The organism is Brevibacillus sp. FIR094, assembly GCF_050477165.1.
Lineage (GTDB): Bacteria > Bacillota > Bacilli > Brevibacillales > Brevibacillaceae > Brevibacillus.
This window is the reverse complement of record NZ_JBEAES010000011.1, coordinates 102,607-120,693: the sequence shown is the minus strand read 5'-3', so window position 1 is coordinate 120,693 and position 18,087 is coordinate 102,607. Positions and strand designations below refer to the sequence as shown.

Here is an 18,087-nt window from a genome sequence, read left to right as displayed (position 1 = left end):
ATTCTCCTCTACCCGCGTTCCAGTTTCGGTTTCGGTGCGGAAGGCGATTTTGCCAGCGCCCGATCATTTCCCATCAGCAAAATGCACACGAGAGCAAGAACAGCAGGAACGAGCGCCCACATAAACGTGTTCGCAATCGATGAAGCGAGAATATCGATCATTTGATCCAAAACAGGCCCCGGAATGGATTCGCGCGCTGCTGGTGTCAAAATCGCTCGCGGGTCCGTAATAGCATTCGTCATCCCTTGGCCCCCGAAAGCAGAGAACATGCCGTTTTCAAACGAATTGCGTTGCAAGATACCAAACACGGTGATTCCCAATGTCATCCCCAATGAACGGGAAAAAGAGTTCGTCGAACTGGCCGATCCTCTTTGACGCATATCAAAACCATGAATCGCTGAAATTCCCAAGGTGGAGAAAGAAAAGCCCACACCAAACCCTGCAATCACCATATAAAGCGTAACGATTGAACGAGGAATATCAGGCGTCAGTGTACTCAAAAGGAAAATACCTGGTATGAAAAATACTGCGGACAGAAGCATAATATTGCGGAAGCTGGTCTTCGTCGTCAAAAATCCGCCTAGCTGGCTGCCAGCAACCGAGCCGAGCATCATCGGTGTCAACAGCAATCCGGCATTCGTCGCTGACCCTCCATATACCCCTTGGATAAAAATCGGCAGGTACACTGTAGCAATAATAAAAGCAGATCCATACAACAGTGCAATCGCATTTGTCGCGGCAAATAACCGCTTCTTGAACATGGAGAACGAAATAATTGGATCAGATGCCCGCTTCTCGACAAATAGAAAAATCACAAACAACAAGAAAAAGGAAGAGAACAATCCAATAATCTGCATCGAATCCCACGCGTATTGATTGCCGCCCAGCTCCAGTGCAAACATCAGACTCACTACAGCACCGACCAGCGTAATCGCTCCCCACCAGTCAATGCTCTGCTTGCGATATTCCAGCGTCTCCTTGTAATACATCGAGATCAACCAGAGTGACACAGCACCAATCGGTACATTGATGTAAAAGATCCAATGCCAGCTGACATATTCGGTAATATACGCACCCAGCAAAGGTCCAAATACGCTGGACGTACCGAATACAGCTCCGAAAAGTCCCGTCATCTTTCCACGCTTCTCCGGCGGGAATACGTCAAAAATAATCGTGAAGGCAATCGGCATGAGCGCTCCGCCGCCAATCCCTTGAATCGCCCGATAAATGCTCAACTCAACGATGCTGTTTGCCGTCCCGCATAAAATGGACCCTAACAAAAATACAATGAGACCAAATACGTAAAAACGTTTTCGCCCATACATATCGGAGAGTTTACCGAAAATCGGCATCCCCGCCATCGTAGCGACCATGTACGCTGATGTCACCCAAACAAACTTATCCATGCCGCCCATCTCACCGACAATCGTAGCCATCGCCGTCGCGACAATGGTATTGTCCATGGAAGCCATCAGGAGACCAAGCAGCAGCCCCGCTACCACCCTATTCACTTTACTTTCTCTTGCAATCATTGCTTCACCCTCCTGAGTGGTCAAATCAAAGTACTATACATTATTATATTCAAATTTGACTACTTATCGAAAAAAACTGCTCCTTTTCGCGGAGCAATTTTTCACAATCTATTATTGCCCGAACGGTGACGGGCTGAATGGCGAAGGCTGCTGGGCTTGATTGCCCTTCCACATTTTATACGCCGCTTCTGACATCGGCTCCACTGTCGGCTTAATCTCCCCAGTGAATGGATTCTTATCATAGGGCAAGTTAAACGTTCTTGTCCCGTCGCTCTTACGCAGCAAAGAACCATCCGACAGCCTCACCCAATTGCTGCCAGGTCCTCCATCGTCTACGACATAGAGGCCGTTATCATCCCAGGCCGGATACGTTGGCACGTTTTTTACCGGAGGACGTGCCGTCTGTTTCTTGACTGGTTTTGTCGCGTTTTTCGTCTTTTGGGTTTTCTTCTTCGGTGTGTTCGTTTTAGCAGTTGCTACCGCTTTTGTTTTTGGCTTTCCTTCGCTTTGTTTCTGCGCTGACGCTGGTGCAGGTGCTGACACAGCCACAGGCTTTTCAACCGGATAGGCAGAAACGTTACCGACACGCGGACCTTGATTGGCCAAATCCATAGCGGGCTTTGCCGTACCTGCTTTTTGCGAGACAGATGCTGTTTTCGTATCCGTTCGTCCATCTGTTTTTACCGCGTGAATCAGTGTCGGCCACAAATAGGCGTTGAAGCCTAGTAAAGCGACCATCAAGGCAATACCTACGATTTTTTTCATAATGAGGACTCCTATGACTGAATAATTGTGGCAATAGAGCAATGACTTCTGGCCTATATCAAAAGTTTAGACGATTGGAAGAAAAAAGAAAACACCTTACATAAACAAACTCCTTCTCAGGTTGATTTTGAGAAGGAGTTTGTTTTGAAGGATATTCATTTCAAGGCAGCTGCTTGCTTCTGTAAATGTTGTTTGATTAGCTCAATGGTGTGATCAAGCAAGTTTTTGCCTCCCGTGTTTCCATGTCCAGGTACAACGGTCTCGATCTGTGGATATTTTTCGATTACCTTCTGAACGGAGCCATCCCATTGTTCTACATTGGCATCTGAAAGATTTCCGAGATCCTTGGCATCTAATGATTTGACGAAGCATCCACCGAATAATATTTTGGATTCGGGAAGCCAAACGGTAATGTTATCACTCGAATGCCCTTCCCCAGGATAAAAGGCTTCTAAGATGGTGTCGCCTACCTTTATTACGGGCTTTTCATCGAGGGTCGGATTTGGCGAAGGATATCCATATTCTTGTGCTAGTTTTGCCGTCAAACGTGTACTGCGTACATCTATTTTTTGATGGAGTAACGCACGGATACCTGAAATGCTGTCATCATGTGCATGTGTAATCAGCGCCAACACAACGTCCTTCTTCCAATGCTTCTTGATCAGCTGTAATAGCTCCTCCGTTTTTTGGGTGTCCCCCCATGCTGTATCAATCAGGACGATCCCTTTGGACGTAGAAACGATTAAGCCATTGTGGTCGTAGGTTGTGCCATTCCATTCATTATAGGATGTATGTAACCATACTTTGTCATTCAATTTTGTTAACACAATGCTTTTCCCTGGATTGGTAATCTTAGTGGGAGTTGATGCTGTAGCTTGGGCAATCGTTTGATGAGGAAACGGTGTTAGAGCAACGGCGACTGTCAGGAACAAACTACATACAACTTTCCCTATCCATCCCTTATGAATCTTCAAACGAATCTCACCTTTCAACATGGATTTTTCTTTTCCCTGTATCAAACATCTAAGCGATATCCATATCGTGGAATTGTCGTGATATGCTGCCCGTAGCGCCGAAGCTTTTTCCTTAATCGATAGACGAGCGCATTGACTTCCACTCGTCCAACATCTGGGACATTCCCCTCATGCAGCATTCGCTCTGGCCATACTGTCAGCATGATTTCTTCAAAACTAACGGCGCTGTTCGCCTTTTGGTATAGAAGCTTCAGCAAGTCCATATCTTTTCCGGTCAAATGCAGTCTAGTCCCATCGAGACGAACTTCTCTTCTCTCCAAACGAAACTCCAATCCTGGCAAAAGCGACGCGTTCTCCGACTGCGTGAAAGGGAGCTCCACTGTATCATCAAGTCTATTGGTCTCTCGTAAAAAGACGAGCTCGGCTATCCCTTTTGACAAGCTTATTTGATCCCCGTGACGAAGAATAAGAGAGGAACAATGAAGGGGCGTCCCGTTTACCTCTGTGCCATGCTTGCTTTCTAGATCGATAATCTTGTAATCATTCCCGATCCTTTGAAAGGCTGCATGCATTCTCGAAATGTACGGACTGGAAAATGTAATGTCCAGTTGAAAACCAGTTCCCCTCCGCCCGATTGTACAGCGATCCTTGGTGAGATATTTGCGTGTGGTAAATGGGGTGGGGTCCCCTTTTTTTACGAGTAAGTATGCACCGTTGTCTATCATCTGGTGATCACCTCACTTGTTGATCTGTTACGGTTTTACAGCCGTCAGTGCGTCAACAGCAACCTTGGTAGCTTCAGCAATGAGCGCATCATCATAAGTGTCGTCCTGCTTATCTCTGCTAGACAGCACTGCAATGACAATGGGCTTTTTATTCGGTGGCCATATGATACCGATATCGTTTCGCGTTCCGTAGCTTGCAGCTCCCGTCTTATCTCCGACCTTCCAGTCTTTGGGTACGCCCGCTCGGATCAGCTTATCTCCCGTCGTGTTGCCTTGCAGCCACTCGATGAAAATCTTTTGCTTGTCAGACGACAGCACATCCCCTACCGTATAGGCTCTTAGGTTCGCTGCAAGTGCTTTTGGTGTGCTTGTATCGCGAGTATCCTCTGGTTTAGCCTCATTCAATTCCGTCTCATAGCGCTCGGATGTTGTCACACTATCACCAATCTGTCTCAGAGCTGATTCAAAGCCTTTCGGTCCACCTAATTCTTTGAACAACAGATTTCCCGCCGTATTGTCACTATAGCGAATCGCGGCGTCTGCAACCTCGCGAAGAGTCATCCCGGTCGCTATGTGATTTTCTGTGATGGGTGAATAAGTAACGAGATCGTCCTTGGTGTAGGTGATGACTTTGTCGAGCTCTTCCAGCGGTTTCTGATGCAAGACTGCACCTGCGGCTAAAGCCTTGTACGTAGAGGCAAAAGCGAATCGTTCATCTTCGCGATAAGCAACTACCACATCGGTTTCGGTGTCGATCGCATATATGCCGAGTCTCGCATCAAACTTGGTTTCCAGCGCAGCGAACTTTTGATCCAGTGCAAATGCTGGCGTTTCCGTTTTTACGACAGGTGCTTCTGGAGAAGAGCAACCAGTGAGCGTGAGAAGCGTGAGAAAAATCGTATTCACTGTGAATCCGATCAATTTAGAACGGTGAATTTTCATGGAATAACAAACCTCTTTCTAAGAAGATAACCCTTTCGGATTACATTGGTAATATCATACTACATTTGTAATCAATTGATTTCACGATAATATTACACGCGTAATCCAAGAGTGTCAATCTCCTTTTTTCTGTTAGGAAAAGAGTTACATCCATTCTTTCTTAAAATAAAAAAGACGCCCTCTCAAGAAAACTGGATAACCGTAAATGGTTTCTCCAAGTCAGCTTGAAAGGGCGTGCTTTATTTTTTAGGATGTTCAGTCGATGCTTGTTTCGCATCCAATATGGAACGCAACTCCTGAATCTCCTCGTCCGATAAGGATTCCTTCTGGATGAACTGAACCAACATCGATTTTAGAGCTCCACTGTAAATCCGTTCCAGAAAAGACTGTGCCTCTGCGTGCTGGCATTCATTTTGTGAGTACAACGGATAAAACGTATAGACTCTTTGGTTTTGATTGACGCCAACGGCATTTTTTTGAACCAAACGATTCAAAAGAGTACGTACTGTTTTTGGGTTCCAATCCGTTTGACCTTCCAAGGAGGAAATAATTTCGTTGGCCGTCAGCGGTGACCTTTCCCATAACACATTCATCACTCGCCATTCCGCTTCTGAAATACTTGGCATGGATGTAGACATGAATTCTCCCCCTTTCGATAATCATGACTAATATAACAAAGGCTAGTAAAGACCTTTCGCTTTCAAAATGGACAAGGTTATTTCTGCTGCTGCAGGTCCATTCGCGTAATCTTCGCTTTGTATATTTGTAGCAAAGAAGTAGGTGCCTTCCTTGTTCTCTACATATCCGACAAACCAACCGTTCACATCTTTTTGATTGACGGTGCCCGTACCTGTTTTACCGGAAAGAGTCGAACCCGCCTTTTCCGATAACCGGATGGAATCTTTCACCGTCTGGATATTGTTTGTTTGAAAACTTAACTGGTTTGTATAGAACGCTTTTAACAATTGTACCTGCTCCACCGGAGAAATCTTCAAGGACGATTCTATCCAATATTCGCCGATTCCACCAGATGTATTGTAATTCCCATAGTTCAATTGTTCCAGATAATCTTGAATCATATCCAGCGAGATGCTCTTATCCAACTCTTTAAAGTACCAGTTTGTGGAGTTTCGCATCGCGGTAAATAGATCTTGATCGTGGTTCCACTGCTCATACGGATATTGGATTCCATCCCATTTTAACAGGGAATCTTCCCTCGAAATCACATCGGTCTCCAATCCAAACAAGGTGAGAAAAATCTTGTAGGTGGAGTCCGGTGAAATTCTTCGTGTACTTCCTGCCTCGTTGTAAATCCGATACTGGTCGGCTTTCAAATCATATAAGACAAAACTACCTTCATAACCACGGAAGTAGTTGTCCAAATCCTCGTAAATCGTTCGATCATCTTGAAAATGATAGCGACTGCGATCGTCAGCTAAAGCGGAACCAACAAGAACCTGACTGGCAACCAAGACGCCCATCATAGAAAAAATGAACGTACTTTTCAACTGCAACAGCTTTGATTCAGTCTTGTGGGATGCGATTTTCTCGATTCGTTTTTTCACTGCCTTCTTGGAACCGTTTAACTGATTGGCCAAAACAACATTTCCGGCTCGACTTTCTTTATCCAAAAACTTAATGATGGTATGACCATATTCCACATAATTTCGCTTGTCTAAAAAGTTCAACACAGCTACATCACAAGCAATTTCACGGTCCACTCTCATTTCCCGAAAAGCCAGCCAGACTAATGGATGGAACCAGTACAAAAGCTGATACACGACGGTCACGTAGTTCATGACGATATCATTGTTTTTTTTGTGCATGAGTTCATGCAAAAAGATATACTTCATTTCATTGCTCGACAGCCATTCATCAAAATGACTGGGAAGAACAACATACGTCGTAAAAACGCCAAACGTCATCGGAGACTTGACCTGCTTGGATTCTGCTAACACGATGTTCCGATTTATTTTTACATCCTTCTTGCATTGTTCAAACAAATCGATGATTTCTTGATTGGTGATCAGAGAAGCTCTTCGCTTGATCTGCTGGATTTTTAACCAGGCGGATAACGTGATCGAAGCACAAACGATCATGCCGACTACCCATATGCCGACGAGAATCGTAGGAAAGGAGTCAGGTGTATAGCGATTTACGGACAACGTTAAATCCTGTACCCAATTCGCATTTTCAAACACAGGAGCTTGCGCAGCGAGCGTCGAGCTACCGGCTACATTACGCTGATTCATGCCTGAGACAAATAGATTTCCAAAATCAAAAAAGTAATTCGGAATAAAAACTGGCGTCAAAGCGACCAGCAAGAGAAACCACAAATTGTACTGCCATCTAGCCGACAGCTGGGAGCGAAATACTTTTCGAATCAAGAAAATAAGGGCCATCGTGCAGGAAGAAACGATCAAGCTTATCACCACATGATTGACGAACATGCTACCTGTCTCCCTCCCTTCTTACATAGGGCAATCTAGATAAAAATAGAATCCGTATACAGGAACGCTCTTCAACCTGACAGGATTCTTCTCTTCGCTAAGCACAATTAGCTTCATTATGTCAAAAACGAGATCACGATACAAGCGATTCATATTGCCAAGAAGACGTAAGCAAGTGGAAGAAAAAAGAGAACACCTTCTTCCAAATGGTAAGAAGGTGTTTCTAACCTGATTAGTTTGTTTTCAAAACATCGTGATCGACGTAACGCTCGCCATTCAGTTCGCTGATGACATTGATTGCAACCTTGGCGCCATCACCAGATGTAATTATTGTATGTACGCTTACTCCCGCGCACGTACCTGCTGCCCAAATTCCTTCGATGTTCGTCTTCCCTTGTGCATCGACATCGACAACGGTTTTAATCCGTGGCTCTGTGCCTTCTTTGGTTTTTACCCCAATCGCTTCTGCCAAAGTCACGAGCGCTCCCGTTGCAAGAATCACATGTTTAGCCTCGAAGCTGCCTTTTTCGGCTGTCTCTACGAGTAAGCCTTGCTCTGTTTTGGTAATGCTGCTCACTTGATCGGCAACCAGTTCCGCACCGAATTTCGCTGCTTGCTTCTTACCGATCTCAATGAGATCTGGGCCTGAGATTTCCATGATGCCGTAGTGATTTTCCATCCACGCGCGCTTGGTCATGCTTTTGTCATTATCAATCAGCAACGTCCTCTTACCTGCTTTTGCAGCAAACAACGCTGCACTTCCTCCTGCCGGGCCTGCTCCAATAATTACGATATCAAACAAAGAAATCTCTCCCTTCCAAAATAACTTTCACAACATAATTATATACTAAGTATGTTAAATATAACAATACCTTTTAACTAGTTTATCCAGTGATTTTTAGCTTCGAACAAAATATTCAAAAAGCAATTGATATAATCACAAATTTATATTATCTTATTAATTGGTAAATATTTGAAATAGGAGGATTAAAATGATTGATATTATTAAAAAAGGAAAAAAGTTATTTTTAACCTCTCTTGCCTCAATGATGCTATTCAGCACTGTTCTGACATCTAGTTTTGCTGCAGAGACTGATGTATTAACCAAATCATCCGTGAATGAAATGCTTCAATACGAATTTTCAAATGAAGTCATGTCTGAAAACAAAGATGATCTTGAAAAATCACTTACCGATACTTTCGAAAACCTAGACCTTGTTCTAAAAGGAATGAAATCTGATAGGAATCTTCAAGAAGCCTTTTTAGAAATAACTACACTTGAAGATGATGTGAAAATGGATTTGGAGGTGTATTTTTCCACTAATCACGATGATGAAAAAGAGCTGAACAAATTAATTCGAGACGTAAAAGACCAAATCGCTGAAAATCATTCGGTATTACCTGAAATAACAGAAGTTCTGCTGTTGCAAAGTAACTCAAGCCTTAGAGGCGAAGAAAAAGTTCAAGCTACTATATTACCTATTCTCCTAAGAATTGCTCTCAAAGAAGCAGTTAAGAAAAAAATGGGGAAGAAAATAAAAAGAATGGCTTATGACGAATTTGAAGAAAGAATAGAGCCTGAGATTTGGGCGGAAGTTGAAGCCTTGCACGAACAATATGGTGGCGATATTGATTATGATGGTCCAGAGTCCAAGAATGCTAGAAATGGCATTATCCAAGGAGAAAAAGTTTTCGATATAAAAAACAAGAGGACAGGAAAAGACTTATTGAGATTTCATATGAAAAGAGTAGACGAAGGTACAAGCATTGACTTCCATTGGCATAAAAGAGATGATAATTTTAAGTGGCATCATGGTCAAACAAAAATAACGAGAAAAAATCAATTTCCAGAACATTGGGGAGAAGATTAATGTATAGATAATTGAGATAGCCCAATTTTCTCTTCTCCATTAAGGAGTGAATGAAAATCGAACTGCGAATCGGCTTTGTGATTGGCAAAAAAATTGATTGCAACAAAGTCCGGGAGATTTTATACACCCATGAAAACAAACAAGATGCATCTTGTGAGGTCATATTAGACTATATCGAGATGGACCCAGAGATTTTTTTAGATCGTTCCTTCTCTTCCACTTTTCCAGTCCCTATTAAAGATCCCGACCTCCTTGAAGCTGAGCTTTCCCAGTTGTACGATTTTGTGTGGGTTGAAGTATTAGGGGGAATTGAGAGGCATGGGCACCCAAGTGTTACGATCTCTGATACAGAATATGAAGGGAAGCTAATCCATACATTAGACAAAAGAATGTTCATCTTTTTACGAGATATCGTCAGTGACGATCAGGGGATACAACTGCTTGGGAAAATCTGCCGTGTCCCCAAAGCATTACAATGGCTCGTTCTACCAAAAAAGGACGGCAAAACTCCACCCCCAGACTATATTCTTGACGAGATGGAGCAATGGGTTCGCAAGTTGATTGCATACGAGGTAGATTAATAAATAGGGAAGGGCTATCTCAAACGTCTTGTAAACAGACAATGAGATAGCCCTCTCCTTTTACGAAGGTCGTGTAATCCAGAAGCGGCGAATGATCAATCCATCCTCGTCTGTACATTCCGACTCAAATACGCCCCCGTTCTTCCGAATCGTTTTTTCCGATCCTACATTATCATAATCACAAATCACCAATACTTCGTTTATTCCCAGCTCGTTCGTGATGTTTAGGGCTTGCGCTAAAATTTCCGTCGCATATCCTTTACGTCTCTCGGAAGGCCGGATTCCATATCCGATGTGCCCGCTGTATTTTCGTAAACGCTCGTTGAGACGATGCCGAATATTCACCGCCCCCACTATGCGCCGTTCCTCGTTCATGAGCCAATACGTCGAATGAGGAACATAGCCATCCGAAAGATTTTCCTCGCTGCTCTCACTCTCCAGAAATTCCAGATACGCAGGAAAATCATAGGGATCCCGATCCACCACCCACGGTACGATAGGCTCTCCACTTTCTTTCCACTCTTCGTAAAAGGAAATATACTCTGCTTGAAGTTCTGCACAAGGCTTCGTTACATACAGTTGCCCAGCCATCGACTTCACTCTCCCCTTGCATATTTTTGCGTAAAATTCTTTCTATTATATCGTAAGGAAAGAGCGTTACCAGTCAAACAATCTTTTCACTTGTTAATCAATTCTTTTTTGTGCCCAAAGCCACGTAGGAAGAAGCGCATTTCCAGTCCAAGCGCCTCTGGAGCCCAGCTCAGCGTAGGGAAAAATGGCGGGGGTTTTCAGCTTCACTTATGAAATACTTCCTTGAAACTTCAACGTTTGAAGCGCTCCCGCCATTTTTTCCGAAGCGTAGACTGGAAATGCGCTTCTTCCTCCACCAACAGCTACATCAAAAACAAAAAAACGCGGCACAAGCAACGAATCGCCTGTGCCACGCTCTTAACTGATTAATATTTGTTAAACAACATGATCCAAAGGGAACCTGCAACAATTGTAAATACAATCACAAGTCCAAGAATCAATGTCTGTACGTTGTAGCGTGGTTTTTCTCCTTCGCGGATATGCATGAAGAAGACCAACTGAACTACGAACTGCAATACCGCCATTACCAAGATCGCGATCATGGTCGCCGTTTTACTCAAAATCGAGTTCATGACCAGCACGAGTGGGATAATGGTGAGCACGATCGACAGAATAAAACCGATCACGTACTCTTTCATCGATCCGTGACTATGATGTCCGCCATGGTTTTGATGTTGTGCCACCTTACATCACCCCCATCAAGTAAACGACTGTGAAGAGGAAGATCCACACAACGTCAAGGAAGTGCCAGTACAAGCTAAAGTTGGTAATTTTGCGGCGAGTAACCGCAGAGATTCCACGACGCTTCAGCTGCATGATCAACGCAGTCATCCAGAACAGACCAAGCGTTACGTGCAATCCGTGCGTACCAACCAGTGTGTAGAAAGCGGACCAGTAGCCGCTAGTCGCCATGGTTGCACCTTCGCTGATCAAGTGCATAAACTCAGTGACTTCCAACACTACGAAAGACAGTCCCAAAAGACCAGTTACAGCCAGCCAAGCAATCAGCTGCTTAACATTGCCTTTGTTCATCGCCAGAACAGCGAGACCGCTGGTAAAGCTACTTGTCAACAAGATAAAGGTTGAAGCAATAACACCTGGCAGCTGGAACAATTCCTGTCCAGTTGGTCCACCAGCAAAGCTATTCATCATTACCGCATATGTTGCAAACAATGTACCGAACAGCACGCAGTCTGTTACAACGAAAATCCAAAAACCAAGAACCTTTAATTGTTCATGCTCTTCATGATGGTCGTGGTCGTGGCCGTGACCATGGTCATGATGCTGCGCCATCGTTACACCACCCTCCCCAGTGAAGCCTCAGTGCGACGCACTTCCTCCACCGGTACGTAATAATCCGTGTCGTATTGGAAGGAGCGTGCCCACATGCATGCGAATACTCCAATGAATCCAATGACGGCCATCCAAACCCAACCAAATGTGAAACCAAACCCTACCAAGAACCAGAAGTTCGCCATGATAAACGGAATTCCAGAGTTCTTCGGCATATGAATCGGCTCCAGTTTCGCCGGTTGTTCTTTATAGGTGCCATTTGCTTTTGCTTCTTTTGTTGCCCACCAGTCATCCATTTCTTTCACTTGTGGAACAACAGCAAAGTTGTAGAACGGTGCAGGTGACGGAATCGACCACTCCAATGTGCGACCATTCCATGGATCGCCTGTCGTGTCGCGCTCACCATTCTTGATGCTGTAAGCGATTTGCCATACTTGGAAGATGAAACCGATACCCATCATGAATGCCCCAACAGTGGATACGAGGTTCATATCTGCCCAGCCGCGGTCCCAACCGTACGTGTAGTAACGGCGAGTCATACCCATGAAACCGAGCGCGTATTGTGGCATAAAGCACACGTAGAAACCAATATTCCAGAACCAGAAGCCCCATTTGCCCAGCTTCTCGTCGAGCTTGAAGCCGAACAGTTTTGGCCACCAGTAGTAAATACCAGCCAAGTAACCGAATACTACCCCACCGATCAACACTTGGTGGAAGTGGGCAACCAAGAAGTAACTGTTGTGATACTGATAGTCTGCTGGAGCTACTGCCAGCATTACCCCTGTCGCTCCACCAATTACGAAGCACGGGATAAAGGCAATGGTCCACAGCATTGGTTGTTTAAAGGATATCCGACCACGGTACATTGTAAACAGCCAGTTAAAGACCTTAACCCCGGTCGGGATACCAACAACCATCGTTGATATCGCAAAGAAGGCGATAACACTTGCGCTCGTACCCATCGTGAAGAAGTGGTGAGCCCATGTAAAGAACGATACAACGGCAATGATCATCATCGCCCAAACCATTGATTTGTAGCCGAAAATCTTTTTGCGTGAGAACGTAGCCACGATTTCAGAGAAGATACCGAAAGCTGGTACTACTACGATATATACCTCAGGGTGACCCCACATCCAGATGAGGTTGAGGTACATCATCGGATTACCGCCGCCGTCCATCGTGAAGAAGTGAGCACCTGCAAAACGGTCAAGAAACAACAGTGCAAGTGTTACAGTCAAGATTGGGAAAGCGAAGATAATCATAATGCAGCTGGACAATACGGACCAGCTAAACAATGGCATTTTGGAAAGCTTCATGCCAGGTGCACGCATTTTGAGAATCGTTACGATAAAGTTAATCCCTGTCGCCAAACTACCGATACCGGAGATCTGAATCCCCCATATATAGAAGTTCTGACCTGGTCCAGGGCTGAATTCATTTTGTGACAATGGCGGGTAAGACAACCAACCAGCGTCCGGGGAGCCCCCGATTACGAACGAAATGTTGAACAGCATTGCACCGAGCATAAACAGCCAGAAGCTGAGTGCGTTCAAGAACGGATACGCTACATCTCGAGCACCGAGTTGAAGCGGTACTACCATGTTGAACAAGGCAAACATCATCGGCATCGCCATGAACAAAATCATGATCGTACCATGAGTCGTAAAGATGGCATTATAGTGATCCGAGTTCAGGAACTCTACGTTCGGAAATGCCAGTTGCAAACGCATCAGCAGGGCGTCAACCCCACCGCGGAACAGCATCAGAAGCGATGCAATCAAATACATAATACCAATACGCTTATGGTCAACTGTAGTCAACCATTCACGCCATAGCCAACCCCATTTTTTATACTTAGTCAGAACGAATACGATCGCAACCATGGATAGTACAATCGATACGTCCGCACCGTAAATCAGCGGGTCACCTGTTACAAAGAACGTGGATGCAAAATCCTTAATGTTCTCCCACACGTGGTATTCCTCCTCCCTCTCGCCTAGTGGTTCATACTGGAATGATTCATTCCAGGCATGTTGTGCGATTCAGTCTTTTGCTGCGTATTTTGCGAAGTCTCATTAGAAGACTTGTCACCTGCAGGTGCAGGAAGTTTCTCCATCACATAGTCCATATCGTGACCATGGCCATATTTGGCAACGATCTCTTCAAACATACCTTCTGGGAATGCAGAATACGTAAACTTATCTGTCACGCCAGGCTTGCGAAGTTCTTCATAATCTGCCTTCGTCATAGCTGGAGTCGTACCTTTTACTTCTTTAACCCACTTATCGAACTCGTCTTTTGGTTTTGCCACTACATTGAACTGCATTTTGGCGAAGCCTTCACCAGAGAAGTTGGAGCTAAATCCAGCGAATGTACCTGGTTCATCTGCTTGCAGATATAGCTCGGTAGCCATTCCCGCCATCGCATAAATCTGTCCACCCAATTCTGGGACCCAGAAAGAGTTCATCGGTGCATCAGCAGATACCTGGAAGCGAATCGGTACGCCTGCTGGAATCTCCAGATGGTTAACAGTTGCGATATTTTGTTCTGGATACGTAAACATCCATTTCCAGTCCAAAGCCGTAACCTGAATAGTCATAGGGGCAACTTCTTTATTCGGGTTCTCTTTTAACAAATAAATATCACGGACAGTAAAGTAACCCAGCAATGCAACGATAACGATAGGAATAATCCACCAAATTACCTCTAGGGTTGTACTGTGTGCCCACTCCGGCTTATAACTTGCTTTATTGCCCGGTGTATCCCGATAGCGGTATACAATGAAAGCGGTAAGCACAATAACCGGAACGATAATGACAGCGACCAATATCGTGGAAATAATAATGAGATTGTACTGCGTCTCTGCTACAGGTCCTTTTGGATTCAAGACGAGGTATTCGCTACCACAGCCTGTCAGCAGAACGGTGCCCAACACTGCCAAGATCCAAAACTGGATATGCCTCAGCATTTTTCCTCCGCTCATTCTCCTAATCCCTCCTAGTCACAAACAACAAGCATGTAATACTTTGAGAGCTCCGTTCTTTTCAGGTGAACTTCGCCTCACATATGTCGATAGTGCAGTCACTCTCTATGGAGAGGTCTCGAACGAGGTTTTGGAAAACCTTCTTTTTTAACGTGCATTCACACTTTTCGAGAGTTCCTCACAGTAGAGGTTTTTTAACACAAGTGAACTTCACTATTTGCCGCATATACATACTATCAGAGTCGGCGAGCTTTTGTACTCGTTTTTAACGACGTTCAATATTTCGTAGCTTTTCTGTTACAAAGTGTTCACATAGCAGTCACGAGTTGATCATATTCTTGTTAGGATTCTCCTCTAATGAAGTTCATCACCCATTTTTGGTCATCTCGCCCAGTTTTGAATGTCAAGTTTTCTTTTCACTTTTAATAAAAAAATCAAAAAAACCGCCAGCGCAATTGGCTGACGGTAAAATTCCATATAAATAAAAAAACCTCTCATAATAATGAAGAAATTGAGAGGTTCTCTACGGGACTATTTTTCTCTTGTTAGGCGTCCGTTCTTTTTAGTGTCATTAAGCGAAACACCGTGCTCATAATGAAAATATTCATGCCCGCGATCAAAAATCCGATCGACACCATCAACGGCAAGTTCTGCGATCTGAAATCGCTTGCAGTGAAAGCCATAATAATAGCACCGACAAATAGTGCTGTCCAAGCCATCCATCTTAATACTTCCGCTGCTTTTCGATCGTTATTCATAACACAAAACCCCTATCATCATAGATTTTTTGCGTGACCGTTTTTGTTTGATGCTCTTATTGTAACATAATATTCACTTGTTGTTCATAATTTGTTCATTTTTTTATAAAAAAATTGTCAAAACTTTTTTCATAAACCTATTGGCTGTCACGTTGTTACATTTTTACTTTGTGTCACAAATGTGAAAGCGTTATTGTTATAATAAATGGAGTAAACGGTTTCATACATTCCTAACATCTTGAACTGTCATCGAAGGTGGTTTGCCCATGGTTCATACACCCAAAAAAGCCCGCATCAGCCTCTTGACTCAAATGGTTCTGCTCATTTCCATCGTTGTCCTGATCAGCATGGGAATAGGAACTGCCTTATTTTCCTTCATATTAGATGACATTTTGGATCGTTATATTGGACAGCAAGCCATGACGGTCGCCAAGCTATCTGCCATGGACGAACGCATTATTGCAGCTTTTGAAACGGATGACCCCTCCAAGACCATTCAACCGATAGCCGAAACCATTCGGATGGAGACGGGCGCCAGCTATGTTGTGATTGGAAACAAGGACGGTATTCGGTACTCTCACTACGACCCAAAGCAGATTGGATTACCGATGGGAACCAGCAATGACCCCGTCTTTTTAGAAAATCGTTCAGTTATTTATCGGGGGACAGGCATTTCAGGTCCAGCCATCAAAGCAAAAACACCGATCGTCAACAAGCAAGGGGAAACAATCGGTGTCTCCTCTGTCGGCTATGTCATGAGTGATGTAGAGAAAAAGGTTGCGGAATACAAGGAAAGGGTCGTCACCTTATCCCTGGTGCTGCTGGTTATCGGAATTATTGGGGCGATTATCATTGCCAGACGAGTCAAGCGATTGATCTTTGGTCTGGAGCCAGAAGAAATCTCATTTTTGTTTACGGAAAAAGCAGCTATTCTTGAATCGATTCGCGATGCTACGGTAGCAGTCGATATGCAAGGGCGTGTCGTCTCGATGAATAAACGCGCACGTTCCCTCCTCCAAGAAGATTTGTCCGTAGGCAAATCGATCGCTAGCCCGCAATTGCGTGACATCATTCATTCTGTCAATCGAAATACGCAAGAAATGAACTACAAAATTTTGCTGGGGCATGAAATTTTTATAACCGACTACTCTCCTATTTTGAGCAATAATGAAATCAGAGGCGTGGTCTTCACATTTCGTCCAGAGTCTGAAATCGAGCAGCTCACCGAAGAAATTACGAAGATCAGCTCCTTTTCGGACAATATGCGTGCACAAAATCACGAATATTTAAATCGTTTGAACATCATTTATGGTCTTCTCAAGCTAAAAGAGTACGACAAAGCAATCGAACTCATCACCGATGAAGTAAAGGAACGGCAGGATATTCTCGCCTTCATTATGAGTTCAGTCAAAGAGCCCTTCATCGCAGCTTGTCTGCTAGGGAAAATCAATCGCTCCAAAGAGCTGAAGGTATTACTCGAAATTGATCAGGACAGCTATTTGGGAAATGTACCTGACAGCCTGGATACAAAGGTATTGGTCACTATTCTCGGCAATTTGATCGATAACGCGATGGAAGCTGCCCTCGAATATAAAGGCTCAGACGCAATGGTTCACGTATCCTTTACTGATTTAGGTGGCGATATCATTTTTGACATCGAAGACAATGGACATGGGGTATCAAAAGAATTGGAGCCCCGCATCTTTGAAAGCGGTGTCACTACGAAATCAGGTGAAAATCGAGGACTCGGTTTGGCTATTGTGAAAAACGCCATCGAGCTGTTAGAGGGGCAAATCTCACTCGGAAAAAGTGATCGTGGCGGAGCGCGTTTCACCGTCGTCGTCCCCAAGAAATGGGACAAAGCAAGTAGAGAGGAGGCAATCCACGATGTCTGAGAAACCCATTACCGTCATGATCGTGGAAGATGACGAAATTGCAGCTAGAATCTATGAACAATTCACAAGTAAACTGGAAGGATTCCAGATTATTGCCACGGCCACGACTGGAAAACAGGCATTGGAGATGCTTCACGTCGTTACACCTGACGTTCTGCTCTTGGACATTTATTTGCCAGATATGAACGGGATTGACCTGTTGCGTGAAGTACGGAATCATTTTCGCGGGATCGATGTCGTCATGATCACAGCCGCAAACGATGTGGAAACCGTGAGAGAAGCGATACGTGGCGGGGCATACAGCTACATCATCAAGCCGATTATGATCGATAAATTCATGTCTACCTTGGAGCAATATGCAAATACGAGACGTCAGCTCCAGCAGCATACAACCATTGATCAAACAGCAATCGATAAGCTGTTTACAAAAGCCGCACACACTCCCGCTACCAAAACCATTGAGACTGTCACCACACTCCCGAAAGGCATCGACAAGCTGACGTTAAAGCTGATCCGGGACAAGATGCAGGAGACCACTCAAAGCATGAATGCCGATGATTTGGCTGCACTGGCTGGCATGAGCCATTCGACGGTGCGCAGATACCTCGAATTTCTCGTCTCTATTAATGAAGTGACTGTCGAGACGTTCTATGGAACCGTCGGGCGTCCGGAACGAAAATACCGCTGGGTGCCGCAAAAAACGGCCAAATAATGCCTGATGGCAAAA

18 protein-coding genes are annotated in these 18,087 nt (G+C 44.4%); 4 read left to right on the top strand and 14 right to left on the bottom strand.

Translation table 11 applies throughout. The features are described from left to right. Positions 1 to 8: 8 nt before the first annotated feature. From ACQ5DJ_RS12010 to ACQ5DJ_RS11975, 8 genes are all read right to left on the bottom strand, one after another. Complete coding sequence (locus tag ACQ5DJ_RS12010) at positions 9 to 1,532, bottom strand: MDR family MFS transporter (protein WP_429842678.1); 1,524 nt, start codon at positions 1,530 to 1,532, stop codon at positions 9 to 11. Between the two features lie 111 nt (positions 1,533 to 1,643). After that, on the bottom strand, positions 1,644 to 2,297 hold the full coding sequence (locus tag ACQ5DJ_RS12005) for a hypothetical protein (RefSeq protein ID WP_429842677.1): 654 nt from the start codon (positions 2,295 to 2,297) through the stop codon (positions 1,644 to 1,646). Between the two features lie 155 nt (positions 2,298 to 2,452). Beyond that, positions 2,453 to 3,271 carry a subclass B1 metallo-beta-lactamase gene (gene bla / locus ACQ5DJ_RS12000; RefSeq protein ID WP_429842676.1) on the bottom strand — a complete coding sequence of 273 codons (819 nt, stop codon included), beginning with the start codon at positions 3,269 to 3,271 and terminating at the stop codon, positions 2,453 to 2,455. Positions 3,272 to 3,312: 41 nt separating this feature from the next. Next, complete coding sequence (locus ACQ5DJ_RS11995; RefSeq protein WP_429842675.1) at positions 3,313 to 3,996, bottom strand: FHA domain-containing protein; 684 nt, start codon at positions 3,994 to 3,996, stop codon at positions 3,313 to 3,315. Positions 3,997 to 4,023: 27 nt separating this feature from the next. Further along, the gene (gene blaBBI / locus ACQ5DJ_RS11990) at positions 4,024 to 4,938 is read right to left on the bottom strand and encodes a BBI family class A beta-lactamase (RefSeq protein ID WP_429842674.1); all 915 of its coding nucleotides are present in this window, start codon (positions 4,936 to 4,938) and stop codon (positions 4,024 to 4,026) included. Between the two features lie 239 nt (positions 4,939 to 5,177). Further along, positions 5,178 to 5,576, bottom strand: a complete 399-nt coding sequence (gene blaI / locus ACQ5DJ_RS11985; RefSeq protein WP_429842673.1) for a penicillinase repressor BlaI — start codon at positions 5,574 to 5,576, stop codon at positions 5,178 to 5,180. 42 nt (positions 5,577 to 5,618) lie between these two features. Further along, positions 5,619 to 7,388 carry a BlaR1 family beta-lactam sensor/signal transducer gene (locus ACQ5DJ_RS11980; protein WP_429842672.1) on the bottom strand — a complete coding sequence of 590 codons (1,770 nt, stop codon included), beginning with the start codon at positions 7,386 to 7,388 and terminating at the stop codon, positions 5,619 to 5,621. A 232-nt stretch (positions 7,389 to 7,620) separates the two neighbouring features. After that, on the bottom strand, positions 7,621 to 8,190 hold the full coding sequence (locus ACQ5DJ_RS11975) for an FAD-dependent oxidoreductase (protein WP_429842671.1): 570 nt from the start codon (positions 8,188 to 8,190) through the stop codon (positions 7,621 to 7,623). A 190-nt stretch (positions 8,191 to 8,380) separates the two neighbouring features. On the opposite strand from ACQ5DJ_RS11975, the gene ACQ5DJ_RS11970 reads away from it, so the two are divergent. Together ACQ5DJ_RS11970 and ACQ5DJ_RS11965 are read left to right on the top strand one after the other, a co-directional pair. After that, positions 8,381 to 9,259 (top strand): YpjP family protein, encoded by an 879-nt coding sequence (locus tag ACQ5DJ_RS11970; protein WP_429842670.1) that lies wholly within the window; start codon positions 8,381 to 8,383, stop codon positions 9,257 to 9,259. 50 nt (positions 9,260 to 9,309) lie between these two features. Continuing rightward, complete coding sequence (locus tag ACQ5DJ_RS11965; RefSeq protein WP_429842669.1) at positions 9,310 to 9,840, top strand: hypothetical protein; 531 nt, start codon at positions 9,310 to 9,312, stop codon at positions 9,838 to 9,840. A 60-nt stretch (positions 9,841 to 9,900) separates the two neighbouring features. On the opposite strand, the gene ACQ5DJ_RS11960 is transcribed toward ACQ5DJ_RS11965, so the two are convergent. The 6 genes from ACQ5DJ_RS11960 to ACQ5DJ_RS11935 all read right to left on the bottom strand — a co-directional run bounded on the left by ACQ5DJ_RS11960 (position 9,901) and on the right by ACQ5DJ_RS11935 (position 15,465). Next, positions 9,901 to 10,431: a GNAT family N-acetyltransferase gene (locus ACQ5DJ_RS11960; RefSeq protein ID WP_429842668.1), complete on the bottom strand. Its 531-nt coding sequence runs from the start codon at positions 10,429 to 10,431 to the stop codon at positions 9,901 to 9,903. A gap of 365 nt (positions 10,432 to 10,796) precedes the next feature. Then, positions 10,797 to 11,114 (bottom strand): cytochrome o ubiquinol oxidase subunit IV, encoded by a 318-nt coding sequence (cyoD, locus tag ACQ5DJ_RS11955; RefSeq protein ID WP_056497113.1) that lies wholly within the window; start codon positions 11,112 to 11,114, stop codon positions 10,797 to 10,799. Between the two features lies 1 nt (position 11,115). Next, positions 11,116 to 11,724 carry a cytochrome o ubiquinol oxidase subunit III gene (gene cyoC, locus ACQ5DJ_RS11950; protein ID WP_429842667.1) on the bottom strand — a complete coding sequence of 203 codons (609 nt, stop codon included), beginning with the start codon at positions 11,722 to 11,724 and terminating at the stop codon, positions 11,116 to 11,118. 2 nt (positions 11,725 to 11,726) lie between these two features. After that, entirely contained in the window at positions 11,727 to 13,697 is a 1,971-nt protein-coding gene (locus ACQ5DJ_RS11945; protein WP_017247321.1) for a cbb3-type cytochrome c oxidase subunit I, read from the bottom strand. A 23-nt stretch (positions 13,698 to 13,720) separates the two neighbouring features. Then, the gene (qoxA, locus tag ACQ5DJ_RS11940; RefSeq protein ID WP_429842666.1) at positions 13,721 to 14,707 is read right to left on the bottom strand and encodes a cytochrome aa3 quinol oxidase subunit II; all 987 of its coding nucleotides are present in this window, start codon (positions 14,705 to 14,707) and stop codon (positions 13,721 to 13,723) included. Positions 14,708 to 15,252: 545 nt separating this feature from the next. Beyond that, positions 15,253 to 15,465 (bottom strand): hypothetical protein, encoded by a 213-nt coding sequence (locus ACQ5DJ_RS11935; protein WP_429842665.1) that lies wholly within the window; start codon positions 15,463 to 15,465, stop codon positions 15,253 to 15,255. Positions 15,466 to 15,731: 266 nt separating this feature from the next. On the opposite strand from ACQ5DJ_RS11935, the gene ACQ5DJ_RS11930 reads away from it, so the two are divergent. After that, complete coding sequence (locus ACQ5DJ_RS11930; protein WP_429842664.1) at positions 15,732 to 17,360, top strand: ATP-binding protein; 1,629 nt, start codon at positions 15,732 to 15,734, stop codon at positions 17,358 to 17,360. Then, positions 17,353 to 18,072, top strand: a complete 720-nt coding sequence (locus ACQ5DJ_RS11925) for a response regulator (protein ID WP_429842663.1) — start codon at positions 17,353 to 17,355, stop codon at positions 18,070 to 18,072. Before ACQ5DJ_RS11930 ends, ACQ5DJ_RS11925 begins: the two co-directional genes overlap by 8 nt. The last annotated feature ends 15 nt before the right edge of the window (positions 18,073 to 18,087 follow it).

Excerpts from the sequence above, each read along its gene's own strand:
- ACQ5DJ_RS12010 (WP_429842678.1), bottom strand. The coding sequence starts at position 1,532 with ATGATTGCAAGAGAAAGTAAAGTGAATAGGGTGGTAGCGGGGCTGCTG.
- ACQ5DJ_RS12005 (WP_429842677.1), bottom strand. The coding sequence starts at position 2,297 with ATGAAAAAAATCGTAGGTATTGCCTTGATGGTCGCTTTACTAGGCTTC.
- ACQ5DJ_RS11995 (WP_429842675.1), bottom strand. The coding sequence starts at position 3,996 with ATGATAGACAACGGTGCATACTTACTCGTAAAAAAAGGGGACCCCACC.
- blaBBI (WP_429842674.1), bottom strand. The coding sequence starts at position 4,938 with ATGAAAATTCACCGTTCTAAATTGATCGGATTCACAGTGAATACGATT.
- blaI (WP_429842673.1), bottom strand. The coding sequence starts at position 5,576 with ATGTCTACATCCATGCCAAGTATTTCAGAAGCGGAATGGCGAGTGATG.
- ACQ5DJ_RS11980 (WP_429842672.1), bottom strand. The coding sequence starts at position 7,388 with ATGTTCGTCAATCATGTGGTGATAAGCTTGATCGTTTCTTCCTGCACG.
- ACQ5DJ_RS11970 (WP_429842670.1), top strand. The coding sequence starts at position 8,381 with ATGATTGATATTATTAAAAAAGGAAAAAAGTTATTTTTAACCTCTCTT.
- ACQ5DJ_RS11965 (WP_429842669.1), top strand. The coding sequence starts at position 9,310 with ATGAAAATCGAACTGCGAATCGGCTTTGTGATTGGCAAAAAAATTGAT.
- ACQ5DJ_RS11960 (WP_429842668.1), bottom strand. The coding sequence starts at position 10,431 with ATGGCTGGGCAACTGTATGTAACGAAGCCTTGTGCAGAACTTCAAGCA.
- cyoC (WP_429842667.1), bottom strand. The coding sequence starts at position 11,724 with ATGGCGCAGCATCATGACCATGGTCACGGCCACGACCACGACCATCAT.
- qoxA (WP_429842666.1), bottom strand. The coding sequence starts at position 14,707 with ATGAGCGGAGGAAAAATGCTGAGGCATATCCAGTTTTGGATCTTGGCA.
- ACQ5DJ_RS11935 (WP_429842665.1), bottom strand. The coding sequence starts at position 15,465 with ATGAATAACGATCGAAAAGCAGCGGAAGTATTAAGATGGATGGCTTGG.
- ACQ5DJ_RS11930 (WP_429842664.1), top strand. The coding sequence starts at position 15,732 with ATGGTTCATACACCCAAAAAAGCCCGCATCAGCCTCTTGACTCAAATG.
- ACQ5DJ_RS11925 (WP_429842663.1), top strand. The coding sequence starts at position 17,353 with ATGTCTGAGAAACCCATTACCGTCATGATCGTGGAAGATGACGAAATT.